Here is a 17,372-nt window from a genome sequence, read left to right on the forward strand (position 1 = left end):
CTCAAACCTCTGCGGGCGTGGCGGCGCGATTGAGTTCGGCCAGCGACAGGTTGCGGTCGAACAGCGAAGCCAGGCTCTGGTCATGGCTGACAAACAACAGGCTGGCGCCGGCTTCACGGCATTCGGCGAACAACAGCTGAAGGAAGGCTTCGCGGGCGTCGTAGTCCAGGGCCGAAGTGGGCTCGTCGGCGATCACCAGCTCCGGTTGGCCGATCAATGCACGGGCGGCGGCCACCCGTTGTTGTTGGCCGATGGACAGCGAGTCGGCGCGGCGCTCCAGCAGGGCTTTGTCTTTCAACCCGAGGTGTGCGAGTAAAGCGGCGGCGGCCTGGTCGACACTGCCGTGGCGCTGTTTCGCCCGTTGTGCACGCAACTTGGAAAAGTGGCAGGGCAACTCGACGTTCTCGCGCACCGACAGGAACGGCAGCAGGTTGAACTGCTGGAAGATGTAGCCGGTGTGGTCGACGCGAAAACGGTCGCGGGCGCCGGCTGAAAGCTCGGTCAGCTCCTGGCCGAGCAGGCGGATGCTGCCCTGGTTGGGTGTCTGCACGCCGCCCAGCAGGCCCAGCAACGTGGTTTTGCCGCTGCCGCTCGGGCCCTTGAGAAAAAGGGTTTCCCCCGCTTCCAGGCGGAACGCGGGGATGTCCAGCAACTGCGGGTGACCGGGCCAGTTGAAGCCCAGGTCAGACAGTTCGATCAATGCGTGGGTCATGTGAACTCAGAACTTCAGGGTGGCTGCTGTGGCCGTCGCTTCAACACCTTGCTGGCCGCTCGGGCCGATCAGTTGTACCTGAATTTTCTGGGTGGCGGGGAAGGTCTTGAATACCTGGGTCAGGTCGAGGTTGCTCAAAGCCGTCGGCGTGGCACAGGTGAACTGGTAGTGGGCGTGGATTTCGCTGTGGTCGTGATGGTGTTCGTGGGCGCCGTCTTTGGCGTCGTGATCGTGGTCATCATCGTCGTCGTGGTCCGCTTCAGGCTTGTCGCCAAACAGCGGGCTATTGAGCTCCTGGCTGCTGACCACGCAACCGGCACCCTTAGGCAGGTTGAACAGGGCGGCTGGGTTTTCCAGCTGTTTGCGCACGGCGGCGACCTTGGCTTTGTCCGACGGGGTGGTGGCCAGGTGTTCGAAACCCACCAGGTTCATCGCCGGGCTGTCCAGCTCCAGCTCCAGCGCCTGGCCGTCGAGTACCGCGTTGAGGCGACCGACGCCATGTTCGTGGGCGCCAAGGCTGCCGTGCTCATGGTCGTGATCATCATGAGCGTGGGCAACCGCCAATGGCAGCAGGGCAAACGGCAAAGCAAGCAACAGACGGCGCATGAGAAGGCTCCAGAACATGAAAGTTTTGTTATGTGATCTTATAACAATAGCGCCAGAGTTTGACCGCCCGCTTGGCGTTGCGCAAGCCGCATGGGAGCATGCCTGTCAGAAAAACTGCAGGAGGAAGGACGATGTTGCGAATTCGTGGAACCGTCGGCGACTTGCCGGTGGACTTGACCCTGGAACTGGACGACGGCGATTGGGCACGGCTGGGCGCACAGTTGCAGGCGGCGCCTGTACCCGCCGCAGCAACAGCGACACCGGTGAAGCAGAATGACGACCTGTGGCAGAACGCCCAGGACCTGTTGCGCAAAGCCGGGCAGCTCAGCGGCCTGGAGCTGCTCGATCAGTTGGAAGGTTTGGCCGGTGATGCCGCCTCCGGCAAGCGTCTGCTGGTGCGCCTGCGCCACAGTTCGAACGTTAAAGTGGCCAGCGGCGCCGATACGCCGCTGTACAGCTGGGTCGGCGATTAGTACAGCGCGGCAAACAACTTGCGGCGGTACACGGTCACCAGCGGGTGATCATTGCCCAGCAGTTCGAACACCTGCAGCAAGGTCTTGTGTGGCAGGCCTTCGCTGTAGCTGCGGTTGCGGATGAACAGCTTGAGCAAACCTTCCAGCGCCGCGTCGTACTGCTGGCGCGCCAGTTGCTGGATCGCCAGCTGATAGGCCGCTTCGTCGTCCTGCGGGTTTTGCGCCAGGCGGCTTTTCAGGTCGGCGGCGTCTGGCAGGTCGGCAGCCTGGCGCAGGAAGGTGATTTGCGCCTTGGCGCCGGCGAGGGCGGCTTTGTGGTCGTCGCTTTTCACCGCGTCCAGCACGGTCTGGGCTTCGCCCAGTTCACCACGCTCAGCCAGGCAGCGCGCGTACAGGATTAACGCCGCAGCGTTGGTGTTGTCCTCGCCCAGCAACGCCACCAGCACGGCCTCGGCATCGCTGATGCGACCCTCGGCAAACAACGCCTGGGCCTGCTCCAGCGGATCCGCCGCAGCTGGCGGCGGCATCTGTACATGGGGCTCCAGCATCGCGCGCACCGCCGACTCCGGCTGCGCTCCGGCAAACCCGTCCACCGGCTGGCCGTCCTTGAACAACACCACCGTCGGCAGGCTTTGAATGCCAAAGCGCGCAACAATATCCTGCTCGGCCTCGCAATCGACCTTGGCCAGCAGCAACTCACCCTGATAACTCTCGGCAACTTTCGCGAGCATCGGCATCAACGCCTTGCACGGCGCGCACCACTCGGCCCAGAAATCCACCAGCACGGGTTTTTCGAAGGAATTCTGGATCACTGCCTGGTCAAAATTGGCGGTGGTGACATCGAAGATGTACGGCGTGGGCTCACTCATGGGGCGTCTCGAATAAAGCGGGAATGGCGCAACTATAAGGTCTGGCGCTGGCTATCGGAAGCAGCATGGCGTTCAGGTTCGAGGTGCGTGCCAAAAAGGGTCTTGGTACCAGTCGTCAGGGAACCCCATTGCTTTCAGGCTGACTTCGGGGAACTCGCGGATGAGTTGATACAGGCGTTGGTCCCAACGGGTGTGGGGGCTCACTCGATGCATCAAGTGATATAAGAATGCAGAGCGCTGCGAAAATACGCGTGTGTGGCCCTGGCTGAAAAAGGTGTTCCGGCCATGGGAAGTTGGCTTTCCTCGGCAATTCGGGACGAATGCCCAACTCCCGGTTCCACATTCGCGAATGATGAGCGCACATGTTTCGAATGGTGGTCAGAGTGTGCAGCCATGACTGCAACAGGGGCGCTGCAAGTCCCAGGCGCTTGGCAATGGCCTTTTTATCCAGGTCCTTGGCCAGACCTTTGTACAAATGTGACAAGTCACCCAGCGTCAATTCTTCCAGCATGGCCCAGCCAGGCATCAAAGGAGGTTGAGCGTAGGTTGTCGAGTAATGACGGGCATAGCTTTCTTTCGCTCTGTGGCGTTTAAGCTTGGCTTTACTTTGCTCATCTGTGTGCAGTCTGTCGATGCGCTCGCATTCGCGCAAATAGTCACGGGTTGCGTTGGATTGTTTGATCGACAGAGTGGTCAGCAGGCGTTGATGATCAAATGCAGGGTTGAACATCTGTGGACGGGTATACCAGTGACTGCCATGTGTAGTTCCCATGTGGTTACTGATAACTGAGCGTGATGCAATTTCGACGCTTTCGATGGCATCCATCGTCAGTAAACGGAGCCGTCGGTCAAAATCGTATAGGCGGGTCAGTTGACGAAACTGGCAACCGTCACGAAAGCGATGGTCGATATCTTCTGGCTGTTGAAAGGGGCGCATGTAGGGGGTTAATCGAAAGAAGCTGACGGATTGTAAAAAAGACCCGGCCCGAACCTCATTTTGAATAAGCAAGCCGCGGCGCTTGAGCAGTTCCAGCTGAGCAGGAACGTCGATGGCAGGCTTGCTGAATGACCTCATGCCGAAAAAGCACCGGGCATAAAAAACCCGCACAATTTGTGCTTGGCTACTGACGCAACCAGAGGCATGGCGGGTGTATTGCCGCTGAGGTTAGGCAGCTGCCCTCGTTTTTGCAAGGCCTTTACGCGGCCTTCGATAAGCGAAATTGTTTGCGAATGCATGCTGGTCAATGGTCCATGCCGCGTGCGAAAGGGGGCATTTTCCACAGCCTTCGTTTTTTTGTCCTGACCAACGTATTGCTGGAAATTTGTAACGCACGGCTTACCTTTTCGAGTGGTACAGACTCACCTTGCGAAACTCCCAAGGCTCCGCCAGATCCGGCAACGTCAGCGCATCAAGAATCTCCAGCCGCCGATAATCCGGGTGCTGAAAATCCCGTACGCGTGAATCCGCTACCAACGCTTCGCGGCCTCGCGTGAGGAACTGATCCAGCAGCGGCAGGTTCGCCCGGTCGTAGAGCACATCCGCCACCAGAATCAGGTCGAAGCGGTCGGCCTCGGCGAAGAAGTCTTGCGAATAACCCAGCTCTACGCCGTTGAGTTCGGCATTCGCCCGGCAGGATGCCAGCGCCAATGGGTCGAGGTCGCAGGCCACCACTTCCAGCGCGCCGGCTTTGACCGCCGCAATCCCGGCCACGCCGGAGCCCGCGCCAAAATCCAGCACGCGCTTGCCCGCGACCCACTGCGGGTTCGCCGCCAGGTAGCGCGCCAGCGCCAGGCCACTGGCCCAGCAAAAGCTCCAGTAGGGCGGTTCATGCAGGATGCGCCGGGTTTCTTCGGGGCTGAAGGCGCGGTCCATGTTGTCTGCATCCAGCAGCCACAACGATAACGCGGTGCCCGGCAGCGGGCAGGGCACCAGGTGCGCGTCGCCGATCAAGTCGCTCAGTGCGGCTTGCAGGTCCAGCGGTGGCGTCATGGTGCCTTGACGAGTTGCAGGGGGCCGGTGGTCTGGGTGATCGCCTGGGTGATGCGCACGGCGGGCAGGTGCAGGATCAGTTGGCCGGACTGGCTGGCGCGGCCACGCAGTTCAACCCGCGCACCGGCCGGGAACGCCTCGGGGTTGAAGCGCAGGCGGAAGGCCAGGGGCTTACCGTTGCCGCTCAACACGCTGCTGGCGAGCAGTTGTTGCGGGCGCGAACGGTCATCGATCACCAGCAACGCCATCTCGACTTCGGCACCGGCTGGAATGTTGGTCAGGCTGCCGCTGATTTCCCGCTGGTAGGCGGGCAGGGGGCCCATGTCTTCAAGGCCGGGGACTTTTTTCTCTTGGGCCGGTGTGGGCTGAGGTGCGGCCGGCTTGGGGGTTTCGCTGCTGCAGGCGACCAGGAAACTGAACAGGGTGAGCAAAACAAGTGGTCGTAACTGCATGTACGGCTCCAGAAAGGACAAAATCCGTGGCTTGAAAAATATGAAACATAATAGTCAGCCTATATACCGTAAAGGCTATGGCTTGTCTTGCCACGGGGATGCGCTACCATGGCCCTCCCTTTATTTGTTGCCTGCCTACCATGCACTGTCCCTTCTGCGGTGCCAACGACACCAAGGTCATTGACTCGCGTCTGGTCGCCGAGGGCGATCAAGTGCGTCGCCGGCGCGAATGCCTGGCCTGCGGTGAACGTTTCACCACCTTCGAAACCGCCGAACTGGTATTGCCACGTCTGATCAAATCCGACGGCAGCCGCCAGCCTTTCGACGAAGAAAAACTGCGCGCCGGTATGCAGCGCGCCCTGGAAAAACGCCCGGTGAGTGTCGAGCGGCTGGAGGCGGCGCTGGTGCATATCAAGCACAAGCTGCGTGCAACCGGCGAGCGCGAGGTCAAGAGCCTGGTGGTGGGAGAACTGGTGATGGGCGAGCTGCAAAAGCTCGACGAAGTTGCCTACATCCGTTTCGCCTCGGTGTATCGACGCTTCCAGGACCTCAATGAGTTCCGCGAAGAGATCGACCGCCTGGCCCGTGAGCCTGCCAAAGAATGAACCCACCGTCTGCCGAACAAGCTGTGCTCGATGCCCATTACATGGCCCGTGCCCTGGAACTGGCACGCAAGGGCCTGTACACCACCCATCCCAACCCGCGCGTGGGTTGCGTGATTGTGCGGGACGGGCAGATTGTCGGCGAAGGCTGGCATGAGCGTACCGGCGAACCCCACGCTGAACCCAACGCCCTGCGCGCCGCCGGAGCCAAAGCCCGTGGCGCCACGGTGTACGTGACCCTCGAACCGTGCAGCCACCATGGGCGTACGCCGCCTTGTGCCGATGCGTTGGTTACGGCGGGTGTGGCCCGTGTCGTGGCCGGCATGCAGGACCCGAACCCGGAAGTGGCGGGGCGCGGCATGCAGCGCCTGGCTCAAGCCGGTATCGAAGTCCGTAGCGGTGTGTTGGAAGCGCAAGCTCGCGCGTTGAATCCGGGGTTCCTCAAACGCATGGAGCACGGCCTGCCCTTCGTGCGGGTCAAGCTGGCGATGAGCCTGGACGGCCGCACCGCGATGGCCAGTGGTGAAAGCCAGTGGATCACCGGCCCAGCCGCTCGCGCCGCCGTGCAACGCCTGCGTGCCGAGGCCAGCGTAGTGCTGACTGGCGCCGACACGGTGCTGGCCGACGGTGCTCGCCTGACCGTGCGCGCCGCCGAACTCGGCCTGGATGAAACCACTACCGCCCTGGCCATGTCGCGCCCGCCGTTGCGTGTGCTGATCGACGGCCGCCTGCGCGTGCCGCTCAATGCGCCATTCTTCAAGGCCGGCCCGGCGTTGGTCATCACCTGCGTGACCCCGGAAAACCAGTTCCCCCGTGGCCCCGAGTGCCTGGTGGTGCCGGGCGTCGACGGCCAGGTTGACCTGCGCTCGGCGCTGGTCGCGCTGGCGGCCCGTGGCGTCAACGAAGTGCTGGTGGAAGCCGGCCCAAGCCTGGCCGGTGCATTTGCCCAGCAAGGCCTGGTGGATGAATACGTGATTTTCATCGCCGGCAAATTCCTCGGCTCCGCCGCCCGGCCTTTGTTGGACTGGCCGCTTGAGAAACTGGCCGATGCCCCCCAACTCAAGATCACTGAAATGCGCGCTGTAGGCGACGACTGGCGAGTCACTGCCATCCCTGTGCCAGCAGCGAGCGTATAATTCTGACCGGACGCTCAAGTGTCCCGTACCGTTTTCCAGGAGAAGGCCATGTTCACCGGCATCATCGAATCCATCGGCAGCATTCGTGCAATGACCCCAAAAGGCGGCGATGTTCGCTTGTCGGTTGAAACCGGCAAGCTCGACCTGGGCGACGTAAAACTGGGCGACAGCATTGCCATCAATGGTGTGTGCCTCACCGTCATCGAGTTGCCAGGCAACGGTTTTGCCGCCGATGTCAGCCGGGAAACCCTGGACTGTACCGCGATGAACGACCTCAAGGCCGGCAGCCCGGTGAACCTGGAAAAAGCCCTGACGCCGACCACTCGCCTGGGCGGCCATCTGGTCAGCGGTCATGTGGACGGCGTCGGCGAAGTGGTTTCGCGCAGCGAAAACGCGCGTGCAGTCGAATTCCGCATCCGTGCGCCGAAGGAACTGGCTAAGTACATCGCCCACAAAGGCTCGATCACCGTCGACGGCACCAGCCTGACCGTGAACGCCGTGAACGGCGCCGAATTTGAACTGACCATCATTCCCCACACCCTCAGCGAAACCATCATGGCGTCTTACCAGCCAGGTCGCCGGGTGAACCTGGAAGTGGACTTGCTTGCCCGTTACCTGGAGCGCCTGTTGTTGGGCGATAAGGCCGCAGAGCCAGCCGCCGGGAACATCACTGAAAGTTTTCTGGCCGCTAACGGCTACCTGAAATCCTGACCAAGGGGGTGCCGCGTGGCGCTCAATAGCATCGAAGAACTGGTTGAAGACATCCGCCAAGGCAAGATGGTCATCCTGATGGATGACGAAGACCGCGAAAACGAAGGCGACATCATCATGGCCGCCGAGGCCTGCCTGCCTGAGCACATCAACTTCATGGCCAAGCATGCCCGCGGGCTGATCTGCATGCCCATGAGCCGTGAACGCTGTGAACTGCTCAAGCTGCCGTTGATGGCACCGCGCAATGGCTCGGGTTTTGGCACCAAGTTCACCGTCTCGATTGAAGCCACCACCGGCGTCACCACCGGCATCTCTGCCGCGGACCGCGCACGCACCGTGCAGGCCGCCGCCGCCAAAGACGCCAAGGCCGAAGACATCGTCAGCCCTGGCCACATCTTCCCGTTGATGGCCCAACCGGGCGGCACCCTGGCCCGTGCCGGCCACACCGAAGCCGCCTGCGACCTGGCGCGCATGGCCGGTTTTGAGCCGAGCGGGGTGATCTGCGAAGTGATGAACGACGACGGCACCATGGCCCGTCGCACCGAACTCGAAGCCTTTGCCGCTGAACACAACCTCAAGATCGGCACCATTGCCGACCTGATTCACTACCGCATGATCCACGAACGTACCGTTCAGCGGATTGCCGAGCAGCCACTGGACAGCGAACTGGGCCAATTCAATTTGGTGACCTACCGTGATTCAGTGGAAGGCGACGTGCACATGGCCCTGACCCTGGGCACCATTTGCGCCGAAGAACCGACCCTGGTGCGCGTGCACAACATGGACCCATTGCGCGACCTGTTGATGGTCAAGCAGCCGGGCCGCTGGAGCCTGCGCGCCGCCATGGCTGCGGTTTCCGAGGCTGGCAGTGGTGTGGTGCTGTTGCTCGGTCACCCGCTGGATGGTGATGTGTTGCTGGCGCATATCCGCGAAACAGCTGACCACGCACCGGTGAAAAAACCGACCACCTACAGCATCGTCGGTGCCGGTTCGCAGATTCTGCGTGACCTGGGCGTGCGCAAAATGCGCTTGATGAGTGCGCCAATGAAATTTAATGCGATATCCGGTTTCGACCTGGAAGTAGTAGAATACGTGCCCTCCGAATAAAGGCTGGCGATTTTCGCCCCTTGTTCGCGGTTCAAATATCACTAAGGGACGCGTCATACACGCGTCCCGGCTCTTTAAGAGATTTGTCGAATGACCCTGAAGACCATCGAAGGTACCTTCATCGCCCCCAAAGGCCGCTACGCCCTGGTGGTTGGCCGCTTCAACAGCTTCGTGGTTGAAAGCCTGGTAAGCGGTGCCGTTGACGCCCTGGTTCGCCACGGTGTGAGCGAGAGCGACATCACGATCATCCGCGCGCCTGGCGCCTTCGAAATTCCACTGGTTGCGCAAAAAGTTGCTCAACAGGGTGAATACGCGGCGATCATCGCCCTGGGCGCGGTCATTCGTGGCGGTACTCCGCACTTCGAATACGTGGCTGGCGAATGCACCAAGGGCCTGGCCCAGGTGTCCATGGAGTTCGGCGTGCCAGTCGCTTTCGGCGTGCTGACCGTGGATTCCATCGAGCAAGCCATCGAGCGTTCCGGCACCAAGGCCGGTAACAAAGGCGCTGAAGCTGCCCTGTCCGCCCTGGAAATGGTCAGCCTGCTGTCGCAGTTGGAGGCCAAGTGATTTCCGACGAGAGCGACAACTTCAACCCGCGTGAGCCACGTCCAGCCGATGCTGGCAAGCCGTCCAAGAACGAGAAGCGTCGTGCTGCTCGTCAATTGGCGACCCAGGCGCTGTACCAGCGTCACCTGGCGGGCGCTTCGTTGAACGAGATCGAAGCACAGTTTCGCGTCGACAACGATTTCACCTTTGCCGACCTGCCGTACTTCCACGACATCCTGCACGGTGTGCATGCGCACCTGACCGAGATCGACACGGCCCTGGCACCTTGCCTGGACCTGACCATCGAAGAGTTGGACCCGGTTGAACTGTGCGTGATGCGTCTGTCTGCCTGGGAACTGCTGTATCGCGTCGACGTGCCGTACCGCGTGGTGATCAACGAAGGTATCGAACTGGCGAAAGTCTACGGTTCGACCGACGGCCACAAGTTCGTCAACGGCGTGCTCGACAAGCTGGCGCCGCGCCTGCGTGAAGCCGAAGTGAAGGCGTACAAGCGCTAATTGGCGCTTGAGTCCTGAATGGGCGAGTTTGAGCTGATCCGCAATTACTTCGCCGCCGCGCCCTGTGCGCAAGGCGGCGAAGGCATTGCACTTGGGATCGGCGACGACTGCGCCTTGCTGGCGCTCCCTGCCGGGGAGCAGCTGGCGATCTCCACCGATACACTGGTGGCCGGGGTGCATTTTGCCGACCCCTGCGACCCGTTCCTGCTGGGCCAGCGCTCGTTGGCCGTGGCGGTGAGCGACTTGGCCGCCATGGGCACCAACCCCCTCGCCTTTACCCTTGCTCTCACCACACCGACGGTCGACGCCGATTGGCTGCAACGCTATGCCCAGGGGTTGAACCTGATGGCGCAGAGCTGTGGCGTGGGCCTGGTGGGCGGCGATACCACCCGTGGGCCGTTAAGCCTGACCCTCACCGTATTTGGTCGCGTACCCGCCGGGCAAGCCTTGACCCGCAGCGGGGCGCAGCCGGGTGACTTGCTGTGTGTCGGCGGCGAATTGGGCAATGCGGCTGGCGCGCTGCCGTTGGTATTGGGCCAGCGCAGTGCCGACGCAGCCATCGCCGACCCGCTGCTGGCCCATTACTGGTCGCCGCAACCGCAGTTGGCCCTGGGGCTGGCGTTGCGCGGCAAGGCCTCGTCTGCCATGGATATTTCCGATGGGCTCCTGGCCGATTGCGGGCATATCGCCACGGCCTCGGCTGTCAGCCTGTTGATCGAGCGTCAGCGGTTGCCTTTGTCCCAGGCGCTGTTGGCGTTTGTCGGCGATGACGCCGCGCGCGTGGCGGCCCTGAGCGGGGGCGACGATTATGTGCTGGCGTTCACCCTGCCACCCGCCGAGCTGGCGCCGTTGCTGGCCGACGGCTGGCCAGTCCATGTGATCGGCCGGGTTGAGGCGGGGCAGGGCGTGACGCTGCTCGACGCCAACGGGCAGGACATCACGCCGGTCATTCGTGGCTATCAACATTTTCGCGGGGCGCCCTGAATCGGCGAGCTGCGCTACCCTCTATAGCGTAATCACGGATGCAAGGCCCTGTAGGAGGTCGCCACCATGGATGTGCGCCGCTGGCTGCTGATAGTGCTGTGTGCCTTTACGTCGTTGGTCCAGGCGCAGGACGTGCCCGGCAAGGTCATGCTCGCCAGTGAAGAGTGGAACGACTACACCAACAAAGACGGCAGCGGCCTGGCCTGGGACGTGCTGCGCCAGGTGTTCGAACCCGCTGGAATCACGCTGCAGACCCGCTCCGTACCCTACACCCGCTCGGTCGGCCTGGCCCAGCGCGGCGAAGTGGATGGCTGGGTCGGCTCCTATCGCGATGAAGCCACGGGTGTGTTGTACCCCCACTGGAACTTCGATTCCGATCATATCTACGCCCTCGGCCTGGCCAGCACGCCAGCGCCGACGGCAGCCACGCTGGGCAATTACCGCCTGGCCTGGGTGCGCGGCTACAAGTACGAGGAGTACTTGCCCAATGTGCACCGCTTCAACCAGATCGAGCGGCGCGACGGTATTTTGCCGATGCTGCAACACGCGCGGGCCGACTTCTACATCGATGCGCTGACCGAGGCCAAGTACGTGCTGAATCAGGCGGATGACCCGTCCAATTTCACACTGACCCACATTGCCGAACTGCCGCTTTATATCGGGTTTGCCGATAACGAGCGAGGTCGCGCCTTGATGGCCGTGTTCGACCAGCGCATGGCGGCTCTGGTGAAAAGCGGCGAGTTAAAGGCGATTTTCGAGCACTGGAAACAGCCGTATCCGTTCTGACCTGCATAGAACCAAGGCGAAGGCCAATCGAACCTATTGATCTTTATCAGCGATAATTCAGCTTAAGCGTCTGTAGGAACCTGCTGTTACAATGGCCGCCATCGTAAAAACTGAAATCAGGAGCACACGGTGCCCGTCGTTTTCGTCGCCGCTTCCAAGCTGCCTACCCCTTTTGCCACGTTCACCATGAACGGCTTCCTCGAAGAAGCCACCGGGCGCGAGCACGTTGTGCTGAGCCTGGGCGATATCGCGGATGGCGCGCCAGTGCTGGGGCGTGTGCATTCCGAATGCCTGACCGGCGATGCGCTGTTCAGTCAGCGTTGCGACTGCGGTTCGCAACTGGAAGCTGCCATGCGGGCCATCGCCCGCGAAGGCCGTGGCGTATTGCTGTACCTGCGTCAGGAAGGCCGTGGCATTGGCCTGATGAACAAGATCCGCGCCTACGAGCTGCAAGACGGCGGCGCCGATACCGTCGAGGCCAACGAGCGCCTGGGTTTCGCCGCCGACCAGCGTGACTACGCGATCTGCCTGCCGATGCTGGAGCACTTGGGCGTCAAATCCTTGCGCTTGATGACCAACAACCCGCGCAAGGTCAAAGCCTTGACCGAGATGGGCATCACCGTGGCCGAGCGCGTGCCGCTGCACACCGGGCACAACCCGCACAACAAACTCTACCTGGCCACCAAGGCCAGCAAGCTCGACCACATGATGGGCAACGAGCATCAGGGCGAGGTCGACCGCGCGTGACCCGTGGCCAGGTGAAACGGCGACTGTCCTTCAACTGGTGGCAGTACCTGGCCCTGGCGCTACTGCCCCTGTTTGTGATCAACCTGGTGTTCGGCCAAGCCGAATCCTTGCTGCCAGTGCTGGCCATGCCGTTCTTCATTGCCGGCGTGGCCTCGATGTTTCTCAGCCTGCGTTACTTCAACGGCTATAAACACGCGTTGATCGCCACCTCCAAAGCCCTTGATACCCCGGAAGAACCGGCTGCCTGGATCACCCTGGCGGCCCGTCGGCGTACGGCGTTGCTGGTGGCGGCGGTTCCGGCCTGGATCGGCGCGCTGGCGGTGTTCGTCGGCCTGGAAGCGGTGCCGCTGTTTCTGCTGGCACTGTCGACGCTGGTGTTGTTCTACCTCTACCGCATTCCCCGTCAACTGGGATGAAGCGTGCTTGGCTGGCGGTCCTGCTGCTGGCGTTGAGTGCCCAGGCATTGGCGGCCGAGCGGGTGGTCAGCCTGGCGCCGTCCCTGTCTGAAATCGTTGCTGAGCTGGGCGCCGCTGACGTGCTGGTGGGTGTGCTCGATGGTGGCGAGCGCCCGGCTGCCCTGGCGCACGTGGCCTCGGTGGGGCATTACGGCCAATTGGATATGGAACGCCTGCTCAGCCTCAAGCCCGACTTGATCCTGCTGTGGCCCGGCAGCGTCGGCCCAGCCCAGCGTGAGCAGTTGCAACGGCTGAACATCCCGGTCTACGTCGCTGAACCCCATAGCCTTGAACAACTCACCACCCAGGTCCAGGCCATCGCCGAGCAATTGGGCCGTGCTGAAGCCGGCCGGCAATTGGCCGCGCAGCTGCGCCAACGCCTGGCCGAGCTGCGTCAGCGCTATCAGCGTGCGCAGCCATTGCGCGTGTTCTACCAAGTGTGGAACCAGCCGCTGTATACCGTGGGCGGCGGGCAGATCATCAGCGATGCGTTGAGTGTGTGCGGCGCGCGCAATGTGTTCGATGACCTCAAGTTGCCCGCGCCGCAGGTGAGCATCGAGTCGGTGTTGCAGCGTGATCCCGAGATGATTCTGGTGGGGGACCAGGCTCAGAAGGATGCGTGGAAGGTCTGGCCAGCGATGGCCGAACGGGTGCGTGTGGTGCCGGATAAAGGCCTGGAGCGGCCCAGCGGGCAGATGCTGGAGGCGGTGGGGCGGTTGTGTCAGGTGATTGCGCCCCGTTAGAGGTCCGGCGTCCAGATCATACCCACCATCAGCGCCCGGCCAGCTTCCCGGTAGCCATATTGCTGGCCTTGATACTGATACAGCGCGCGGCTGTAGGCTTTGTCCAGCAGGTTATCGACCTTCATGTTCAGCGTGATTTCACGGTTCACCGCCCAACTGGCGCGCAACCCGAGCAACCCATAGCCTCCCAACGGTTGCTGGTTCTTCGGGTCGTCGTAGCTGCTGCTGACCGCCTGCCAGCTGGCGCCGACGCCGAATTGGTCGAACTGGCGATCCAGGTCCAGGCTCACCGTGCGCCTGGCGCGCCGTGCCAACGTACGCCCGGAATCGCGGTCTCGTGGATCAATCATCGCCAGTCCCAGGCTGCTTTGCCAGCCGAACAGCTCCTGCTTGAGTGCGGCCTCGAAACCGTTGATGCGCGCCGAACTGACGTTTTGCGGGCCGTCGCTGCCGAACACGACCGCATCCTGGATATCGGTGCGGTACAGCGAAGCTTCCAGGCGGCGGGTGTCGCTGAGTTGGCTGCGCCATTGCATCTCGTAGCTTTTCGAGGTTTCGGGCTTCAGGTCAGGGTTACTGTTCTTGAAGCCGTATTCGTCCGGGTAATACAGATCATTGAAGGTCGGGGCGCGGAAGCCCTCGCTGTAGCTCAGCAGCAGTTCATTGTCCGGGTTGACCGGCAGGGTCAGAGTGCCGCTCCAGCTGTTCTGCCCACCGAACTGTTGGTTCTGGTCACGCCGCAGGCCCAGCTCGGTGGAAAACCATTCACTATGGAAGCGATGCTGCACAAAGGCGGCGCGGTTCCAGCGACTGCTCTCGGTAAAGGTGGTAGAGCCATGGAGGCGGTCTTCATACCAGTCGCCGCCGAGTATCAGGCTGTTCTGGTCATTGAGTGTCAGGTCGTTCTGCCAGTTGACCGAGTCGCGGTAGGTGTTGAACACGCTGAAATCGTCACTGAGGGTGTCGCGCTTGGTATCGCGGTTCTCGCTGTGGCCCAGTTCCAGGCGCGACTGCCAGCGCTCGTTGAGTTGGGCATCCACGTAGCCGCTGGCGCTGCTCACGGTGTAGTCGGTGTAGGGCTTTTGCCCCAGCGTTTGCCCGGTGACGTCGTCGTAGCGGCCGAAGCTGTTGTCGTACTCCGACTTGCCGCGGTTATCCAACAGATTGAAACCCGCTTCCAACTCATCGCTGAAGGCGTGGCTGAGGTTCAGGCTGACGGACTGGTTGCGGTAGGCATCATGGTCGCCATCGCTGGGGAATGACGTGTGTGTCGAATCGATGCCGGCGGTCTCATCCAGGCTCGCGCCGAGGTTGAAGCGCGTGTGCTCATCGCCACCGGACAGGCCGAGGCTGCGCTCCCACGTTTGGTGGCTGCCAAAGCCCACTTTCAGGCGCGGCTGTAGGCCCTGCTCGGCATTACGCCGGGTAAATACCTGTATCACCCCGCCTATCGCATCGCTGCCATAGATCACCGAACGTGAACCGCGCAGCACTTCCACCCGCTCAATCTGGTCGACGTTCAGGTATTGCAGGCCGCTATCGCCTGAGGTGGTGTTGGCGATGCGCTGGCCGTCCACCAACACCAGGCTTTGTGCGGATTTGGTGCCACGGATATAAATCCCCGGCAGGCTGCCACGGCCACCGGTCGGCGCGACTTGTACGCCAGGCACGCGGCTAAGCAGGTCCGTCACGCTGGTAGGTTGCAGGCGGTCGATATCGTCGCGGGTGAAGACGGTGTTGGCGGCGCTGCTGTCGTTGCGGGCCTGGACCTGGCGGTTGGCGCTGATGACTACGTTGGGGAGTTTCAGGGCGTCGTCGCGCTCGAACGTCTCGGCGAGCAAATCAGTGGTGGGCAAAAGCAGCAGGGGCAGGGCGAAGCGCAGGCTTTTCATGGCTATCCATAGCAAAGGTGGGAGCAGGCTCCCACCTTTCGTGGGTTACAGGCCGAGCAACGACATGCGCTCGCGAACCGATGCCTCGATACCGGCTTCATCCAGCCCGCATTCGGCCAGCATCTGCGCCGGCTTGGCGTGTTCGACGTACACATCCGGCAAGCCCAGGTGCAGCACCGACTTGAGGATGTTCTCCCGCGCCAGGAACTCGCTGACGGCCGCGCCGGCACCGCCCATGATGGCGTTTTCTTCGACGGTCACCAGCAGCTCATGGCTGCCGGCAATCTCACGCACCAACGCTTCATCCAGGGGTTTGACGAAGCGCATGTCGACCACGGTGGCGTCGATCTTCTCGGCCACCTTCAGCGCTTCGGCCAGCTGCACGCCGAACACCAGGAACGCAGTCTTGCTGCCTTGGCGACGCACGATGCCCTTGCCGATCTCGATAGGCTCAAGGTCCTTCTCGATCACTGCATTCGGGCCATTACCGCGCGGGTAACGCACGGCGGCCGGGCCGTTGTACAGGTGGCCGGTGCTGAGCATCTTGCGCAGTTCGTTCTCGTCGCTCGGCGTCATCACCAGCATGCCGGGGATGCAGCGCAGGTAGGACAGGTCGAAGCTGCCAGCGTGAGTCGGGCCGTCTTCGCCCACCAAACCAGCACGGTCGATGGCGAACAGCACGTCGAGGTTCTGCACCGCCACGTCATGCACCAACTGATCGTAACCGCGCTGCAGGAAGGTGGAGTAGATCGCCACTACCGGCTTGGCGCCTTCACAGGCCATGCCGGCCGCGAAGGTCACCGCGTGCTGTTCGGCAATCGCCACATCGAAGTAGCGCAGCGGGAAACGCTCGCTGAACGCGACCAGGTCCGAGCCTTCCTTCATCGCCGGGGTAATGCCCACCAGGCGCGGGTCGGCGGCGGCCATGTCGCACAGCCATTCGCCGAACACGCCGGAATACTTCGGCCCGCTGGCCTTTTTCGGCGCGGCGGCAGGCGCGTCCAGCGGTTCCAGCTTGGTGATGGCGTGGTAGCCGATCGGGTCGACTTCCGCCGGGGCGAAGCCTTTGCCTTTCTTGGTGACGATATGCAGGAACTGCGGGCCCTTGAGGTCACGCATGTTGCGCAGTGTGGCGATCAGGGTGGGCAGGTCGTGGCCGTCGATCGGGCCGATGTAGTTCCAGCCCAGCTCTTCGAAGAGGGTGCCGGGTACCAGCATGCCCTTGGCATATTCTTCGGTACGGCGGGCAATTTCCCACGCGCCAGGCAGACGCGAGAGTACCTTCTTGCTGCCTTCGCGCATGCTGGCGTAGGTGCGGCTGGAGAGGATCTTGGCCAGGTAATTCGACAGACCACCGACATTGCGCGAGATCGACATGTCGTTGTCGTTGAGGATCACCAACATGTTGGCGTCCACTTCCGGCGCATGGTTGAGCGCTTCGAAGGCCATGCCGGCGGTCAGCGCGCCATCACCAATCACCGCAATCGCCTTGCGATCGCTGCCTTGCAGGCGGGCGGCAATCGCCATGCCCAGCGCGGCGCTGATGGAGGTGCTGGAGTGGCCGACGCCAAAGGTGTCGTACTCGCTCTCGGCGCGGCGCGGGAAGGCGGCAATGCCGTCCTTCTGGCGCAGGGTGCCCATCTGCTCGCGGCGACCGGTGAGGATCTTGTGCGGATACGCCTGATGGCCCACGTCCCACACCAGCCGGTCGTCCGGGGTGTCGAACACGTAATGCAGGGCGATGGTCAGCTCGATGACGCCCAGCCCGGCACCAAAATGCCCACCGGTCTGGCCGACCGTGTAGAGCAATTCCAGGCGCAACTCATCGGCCAGGGTTTCCAGCTCGGCTTCACCCAGTCGACGCAGGCCGGCCGGCGTGACAGCACGGTCAAGCAGGGGCGTGGACGGGCGCTTGCGGGGAATCTCTTGAAACGTCGTGGGCATCAGGCGAATCGTTATAGGTATAGAAGAGGCTGCAGTTTACCTCAAGCATCGCGAACTGCCCACGCAGAGCGCTGAACTTGGCCGATATGCGGCCGCAAT

The 17,372-nt window shown here is 62.2% G+C and carries 20 protein-coding genes; 12 read left to right on the top strand and 8 right to left on the bottom strand.

Annotated features, from left to right (window positions below; all coding sequences use genetic code 11):
* Position 1: 1 nt before the first annotated feature.
* Both HX823_RS24205 and HX823_RS24210 read right to left on the bottom strand, forming a co-directional pair.
* Complete coding sequence (locus HX823_RS24205; protein ID WP_038850114.1) at positions 2-712, bottom strand: ABC transporter ATP-binding protein; 711 nt, start codon at positions 710-712, stop codon at positions 2-4.
* Positions 713-718: 6 nt separating this feature from the next.
* Positions 719-1,318, bottom strand: coding sequence for a DUF2796 domain-containing protein (locus tag HX823_RS24210; protein WP_033897968.1), 600 nt, complete (start codon positions 1,316-1,318; stop codon positions 719-721).
* A gap of 131 nt (positions 1,319-1,449) precedes the next feature.
* On the opposite strand from HX823_RS24210, the gene HX823_RS24215 reads away from it, so the two are divergent.
* Complete coding sequence (locus tag HX823_RS24215; protein WP_038850113.1) at positions 1,450-1,791, top strand: hypothetical protein; 342 nt, start codon at positions 1,450-1,452, stop codon at positions 1,789-1,791.
* Here the strand turns inward: HX823_RS24215 and trxA are convergent.
* The 4 genes from trxA to HX823_RS24235 all read right to left on the bottom strand — a co-directional run bounded on the left by trxA (position 1,788) and on the right by HX823_RS24235 (position 5,102).
* The gene (gene trxA / locus HX823_RS24220; RefSeq protein WP_033897966.1) at positions 1,788-2,660 is read right to left on the bottom strand and encodes a thioredoxin; all 873 of its coding nucleotides are present in this window, start codon (positions 2,658-2,660) and stop codon (positions 1,788-1,790) included. The genes HX823_RS24215 and trxA overlap by 4 nt on opposite strands.
* A gap of 115 nt (positions 2,661-2,775) precedes the next feature.
* The gene (locus tag HX823_RS24225; protein WP_256350238.1) at positions 2,776-3,735 is read right to left on the bottom strand and encodes an Abi family protein; all 960 of its coding nucleotides are present in this window, start codon (positions 3,733-3,735) and stop codon (positions 2,776-2,778) included.
* 261 nt (positions 3,736-3,996) lie between these two features.
* On the bottom strand, positions 3,997-4,650 hold the full coding sequence (locus tag HX823_RS24230; RefSeq protein ID WP_038850109.1) for a methyltransferase: 654 nt from the start codon (positions 4,648-4,650) through the stop codon (positions 3,997-3,999).
* Positions 4,647-5,102: a YbaY family lipoprotein gene (locus HX823_RS24235; RefSeq protein WP_038850107.1), complete on the bottom strand. Its 456-nt coding sequence runs from the start codon at positions 5,100-5,102 to the stop codon at positions 4,647-4,649. The genes HX823_RS24230 and HX823_RS24235 overlap by 4 nt, the downstream gene beginning before the upstream one ends.
* Positions 5,103-5,242: 140 nt before the next feature.
* Between HX823_RS24235 and nrdR the strand changes: the two genes are divergently transcribed.
* The 11 genes from nrdR to HX823_RS24290 all read left to right on the top strand — a co-directional run bounded on the left by nrdR (position 5,243) and on the right by HX823_RS24290 (position 13,437).
* Positions 5,243-5,707, top strand: coding sequence for a transcriptional regulator NrdR (gene nrdR / locus HX823_RS24240; RefSeq protein ID WP_010206843.1), 465 nt, complete (start codon positions 5,243-5,245; stop codon positions 5,705-5,707).
* A complete protein-coding gene (gene ribD / locus HX823_RS24245) occupies positions 5,704-6,840 on the top strand; it encodes a bifunctional diaminohydroxyphosphoribosylaminopyrimidine deaminase/5-amino-6-(5-phosphoribosylamino)uracil reductase RibD (RefSeq protein ID WP_177077071.1) in 1,137 nt (378 codons plus the stop codon). The genes nrdR and ribD overlap by 4 nt, the downstream gene beginning before the upstream one ends.
* A gap of 48 nt (positions 6,841-6,888) precedes the next feature.
* Positions 6,889-7,551, top strand: coding sequence for a riboflavin synthase (locus HX823_RS24250; RefSeq protein ID WP_177077140.1), 663 nt, complete (start codon positions 6,889-6,891; stop codon positions 7,549-7,551).
* Between the two features lie 15 nt (positions 7,552-7,566).
* On the top strand, positions 7,567-8,658 hold the full coding sequence (gene ribBA / locus HX823_RS24255) for a bifunctional 3,4-dihydroxy-2-butanone-4-phosphate synthase/GTP cyclohydrolase II (RefSeq protein WP_033897960.1): 1,092 nt from the start codon (positions 7,567-7,569) through the stop codon (positions 8,656-8,658).
* 90 nt (positions 8,659-8,748) lie between these two features.
* Positions 8,749-9,225 carry a 6,7-dimethyl-8-ribityllumazine synthase gene (ribE, locus tag HX823_RS24260; protein WP_003176356.1) on the top strand — a complete coding sequence of 159 codons (477 nt, stop codon included), beginning with the start codon at positions 8,749-8,751 and terminating at the stop codon, positions 9,223-9,225.
* On the top strand, positions 9,222-9,722 hold the full coding sequence (gene nusB / locus HX823_RS24265; protein WP_010206836.1) for a transcription antitermination factor NusB: 501 nt from the start codon (positions 9,222-9,224) through the stop codon (positions 9,720-9,722). Before ribE ends, nusB begins: the two co-directional genes overlap by 4 nt.
* An 18-nt stretch (positions 9,723-9,740) precedes the next feature.
* Positions 9,741-10,706 carry a thiamine-phosphate kinase gene (gene thiL, locus HX823_RS24270; protein ID WP_177077073.1) on the top strand — a complete coding sequence of 322 codons (966 nt, stop codon included), beginning with the start codon at positions 9,741-9,743 and terminating at the stop codon, positions 10,704-10,706.
* A 66-nt stretch (positions 10,707-10,772) separates the two neighbouring features.
* A complete protein-coding gene (locus HX823_RS24275) occupies positions 10,773-11,492 on the top strand; it encodes an ABC transporter substrate-binding protein (RefSeq protein WP_177077075.1) in 720 nt (239 codons plus the stop codon).
* Between the two features lie 129 nt (positions 11,493-11,621).
* On the top strand, positions 11,622-12,239 hold the full coding sequence (ribA, locus tag HX823_RS24280; protein ID WP_016978544.1) for a GTP cyclohydrolase II: 618 nt from the start codon (positions 11,622-11,624) through the stop codon (positions 12,237-12,239).
* Positions 12,236-12,655, top strand: coding sequence for a nuclear FMR1 interacting 1 family protein (locus HX823_RS24285; protein WP_033897956.1), 420 nt, complete (start codon positions 12,236-12,238; stop codon positions 12,653-12,655). The genes ribA and HX823_RS24285 overlap by 4 nt, the downstream gene beginning before the upstream one ends.
* Positions 12,652-13,437, top strand: a complete 786-nt coding sequence (locus HX823_RS24290) for a cobalamin-binding protein (RefSeq protein WP_177077076.1) — start codon at positions 12,652-12,654, stop codon at positions 13,435-13,437. The genes HX823_RS24285 and HX823_RS24290 overlap by 4 nt, the downstream gene beginning before the upstream one ends.
* Here the strand turns inward: HX823_RS24290 and HX823_RS24295 are convergent.
* Entirely contained in the window at positions 13,434-15,329 is a 1,896-nt protein-coding gene (locus tag HX823_RS24295) for a TonB-dependent receptor domain-containing protein (RefSeq protein WP_177077078.1), read from the bottom strand. The two genes, HX823_RS24290 and HX823_RS24295, sit on opposite strands and share 4 nt — an antisense overlap.
* Before the next feature lie 45 nt (positions 15,330-15,374).
* Positions 15,375-17,273 carry a 1-deoxy-D-xylulose-5-phosphate synthase gene (dxs, locus tag HX823_RS24300; protein WP_177077080.1) on the bottom strand — a complete coding sequence of 633 codons (1,899 nt, stop codon included), beginning with the start codon at positions 17,271-17,273 and terminating at the stop codon, positions 15,375-15,377.
* Between the last annotated feature and the right edge of the window lie 99 nt (positions 17,274-17,372).

The organism is Pseudomonas sp. P7759 (assembly GCF_013386445.1).
Taxonomy (GTDB): Bacteria; Pseudomonadota; Gammaproteobacteria; order Pseudomonadales; family Pseudomonadaceae; genus Aquipseudomonas; species Aquipseudomonas azotoformans_A.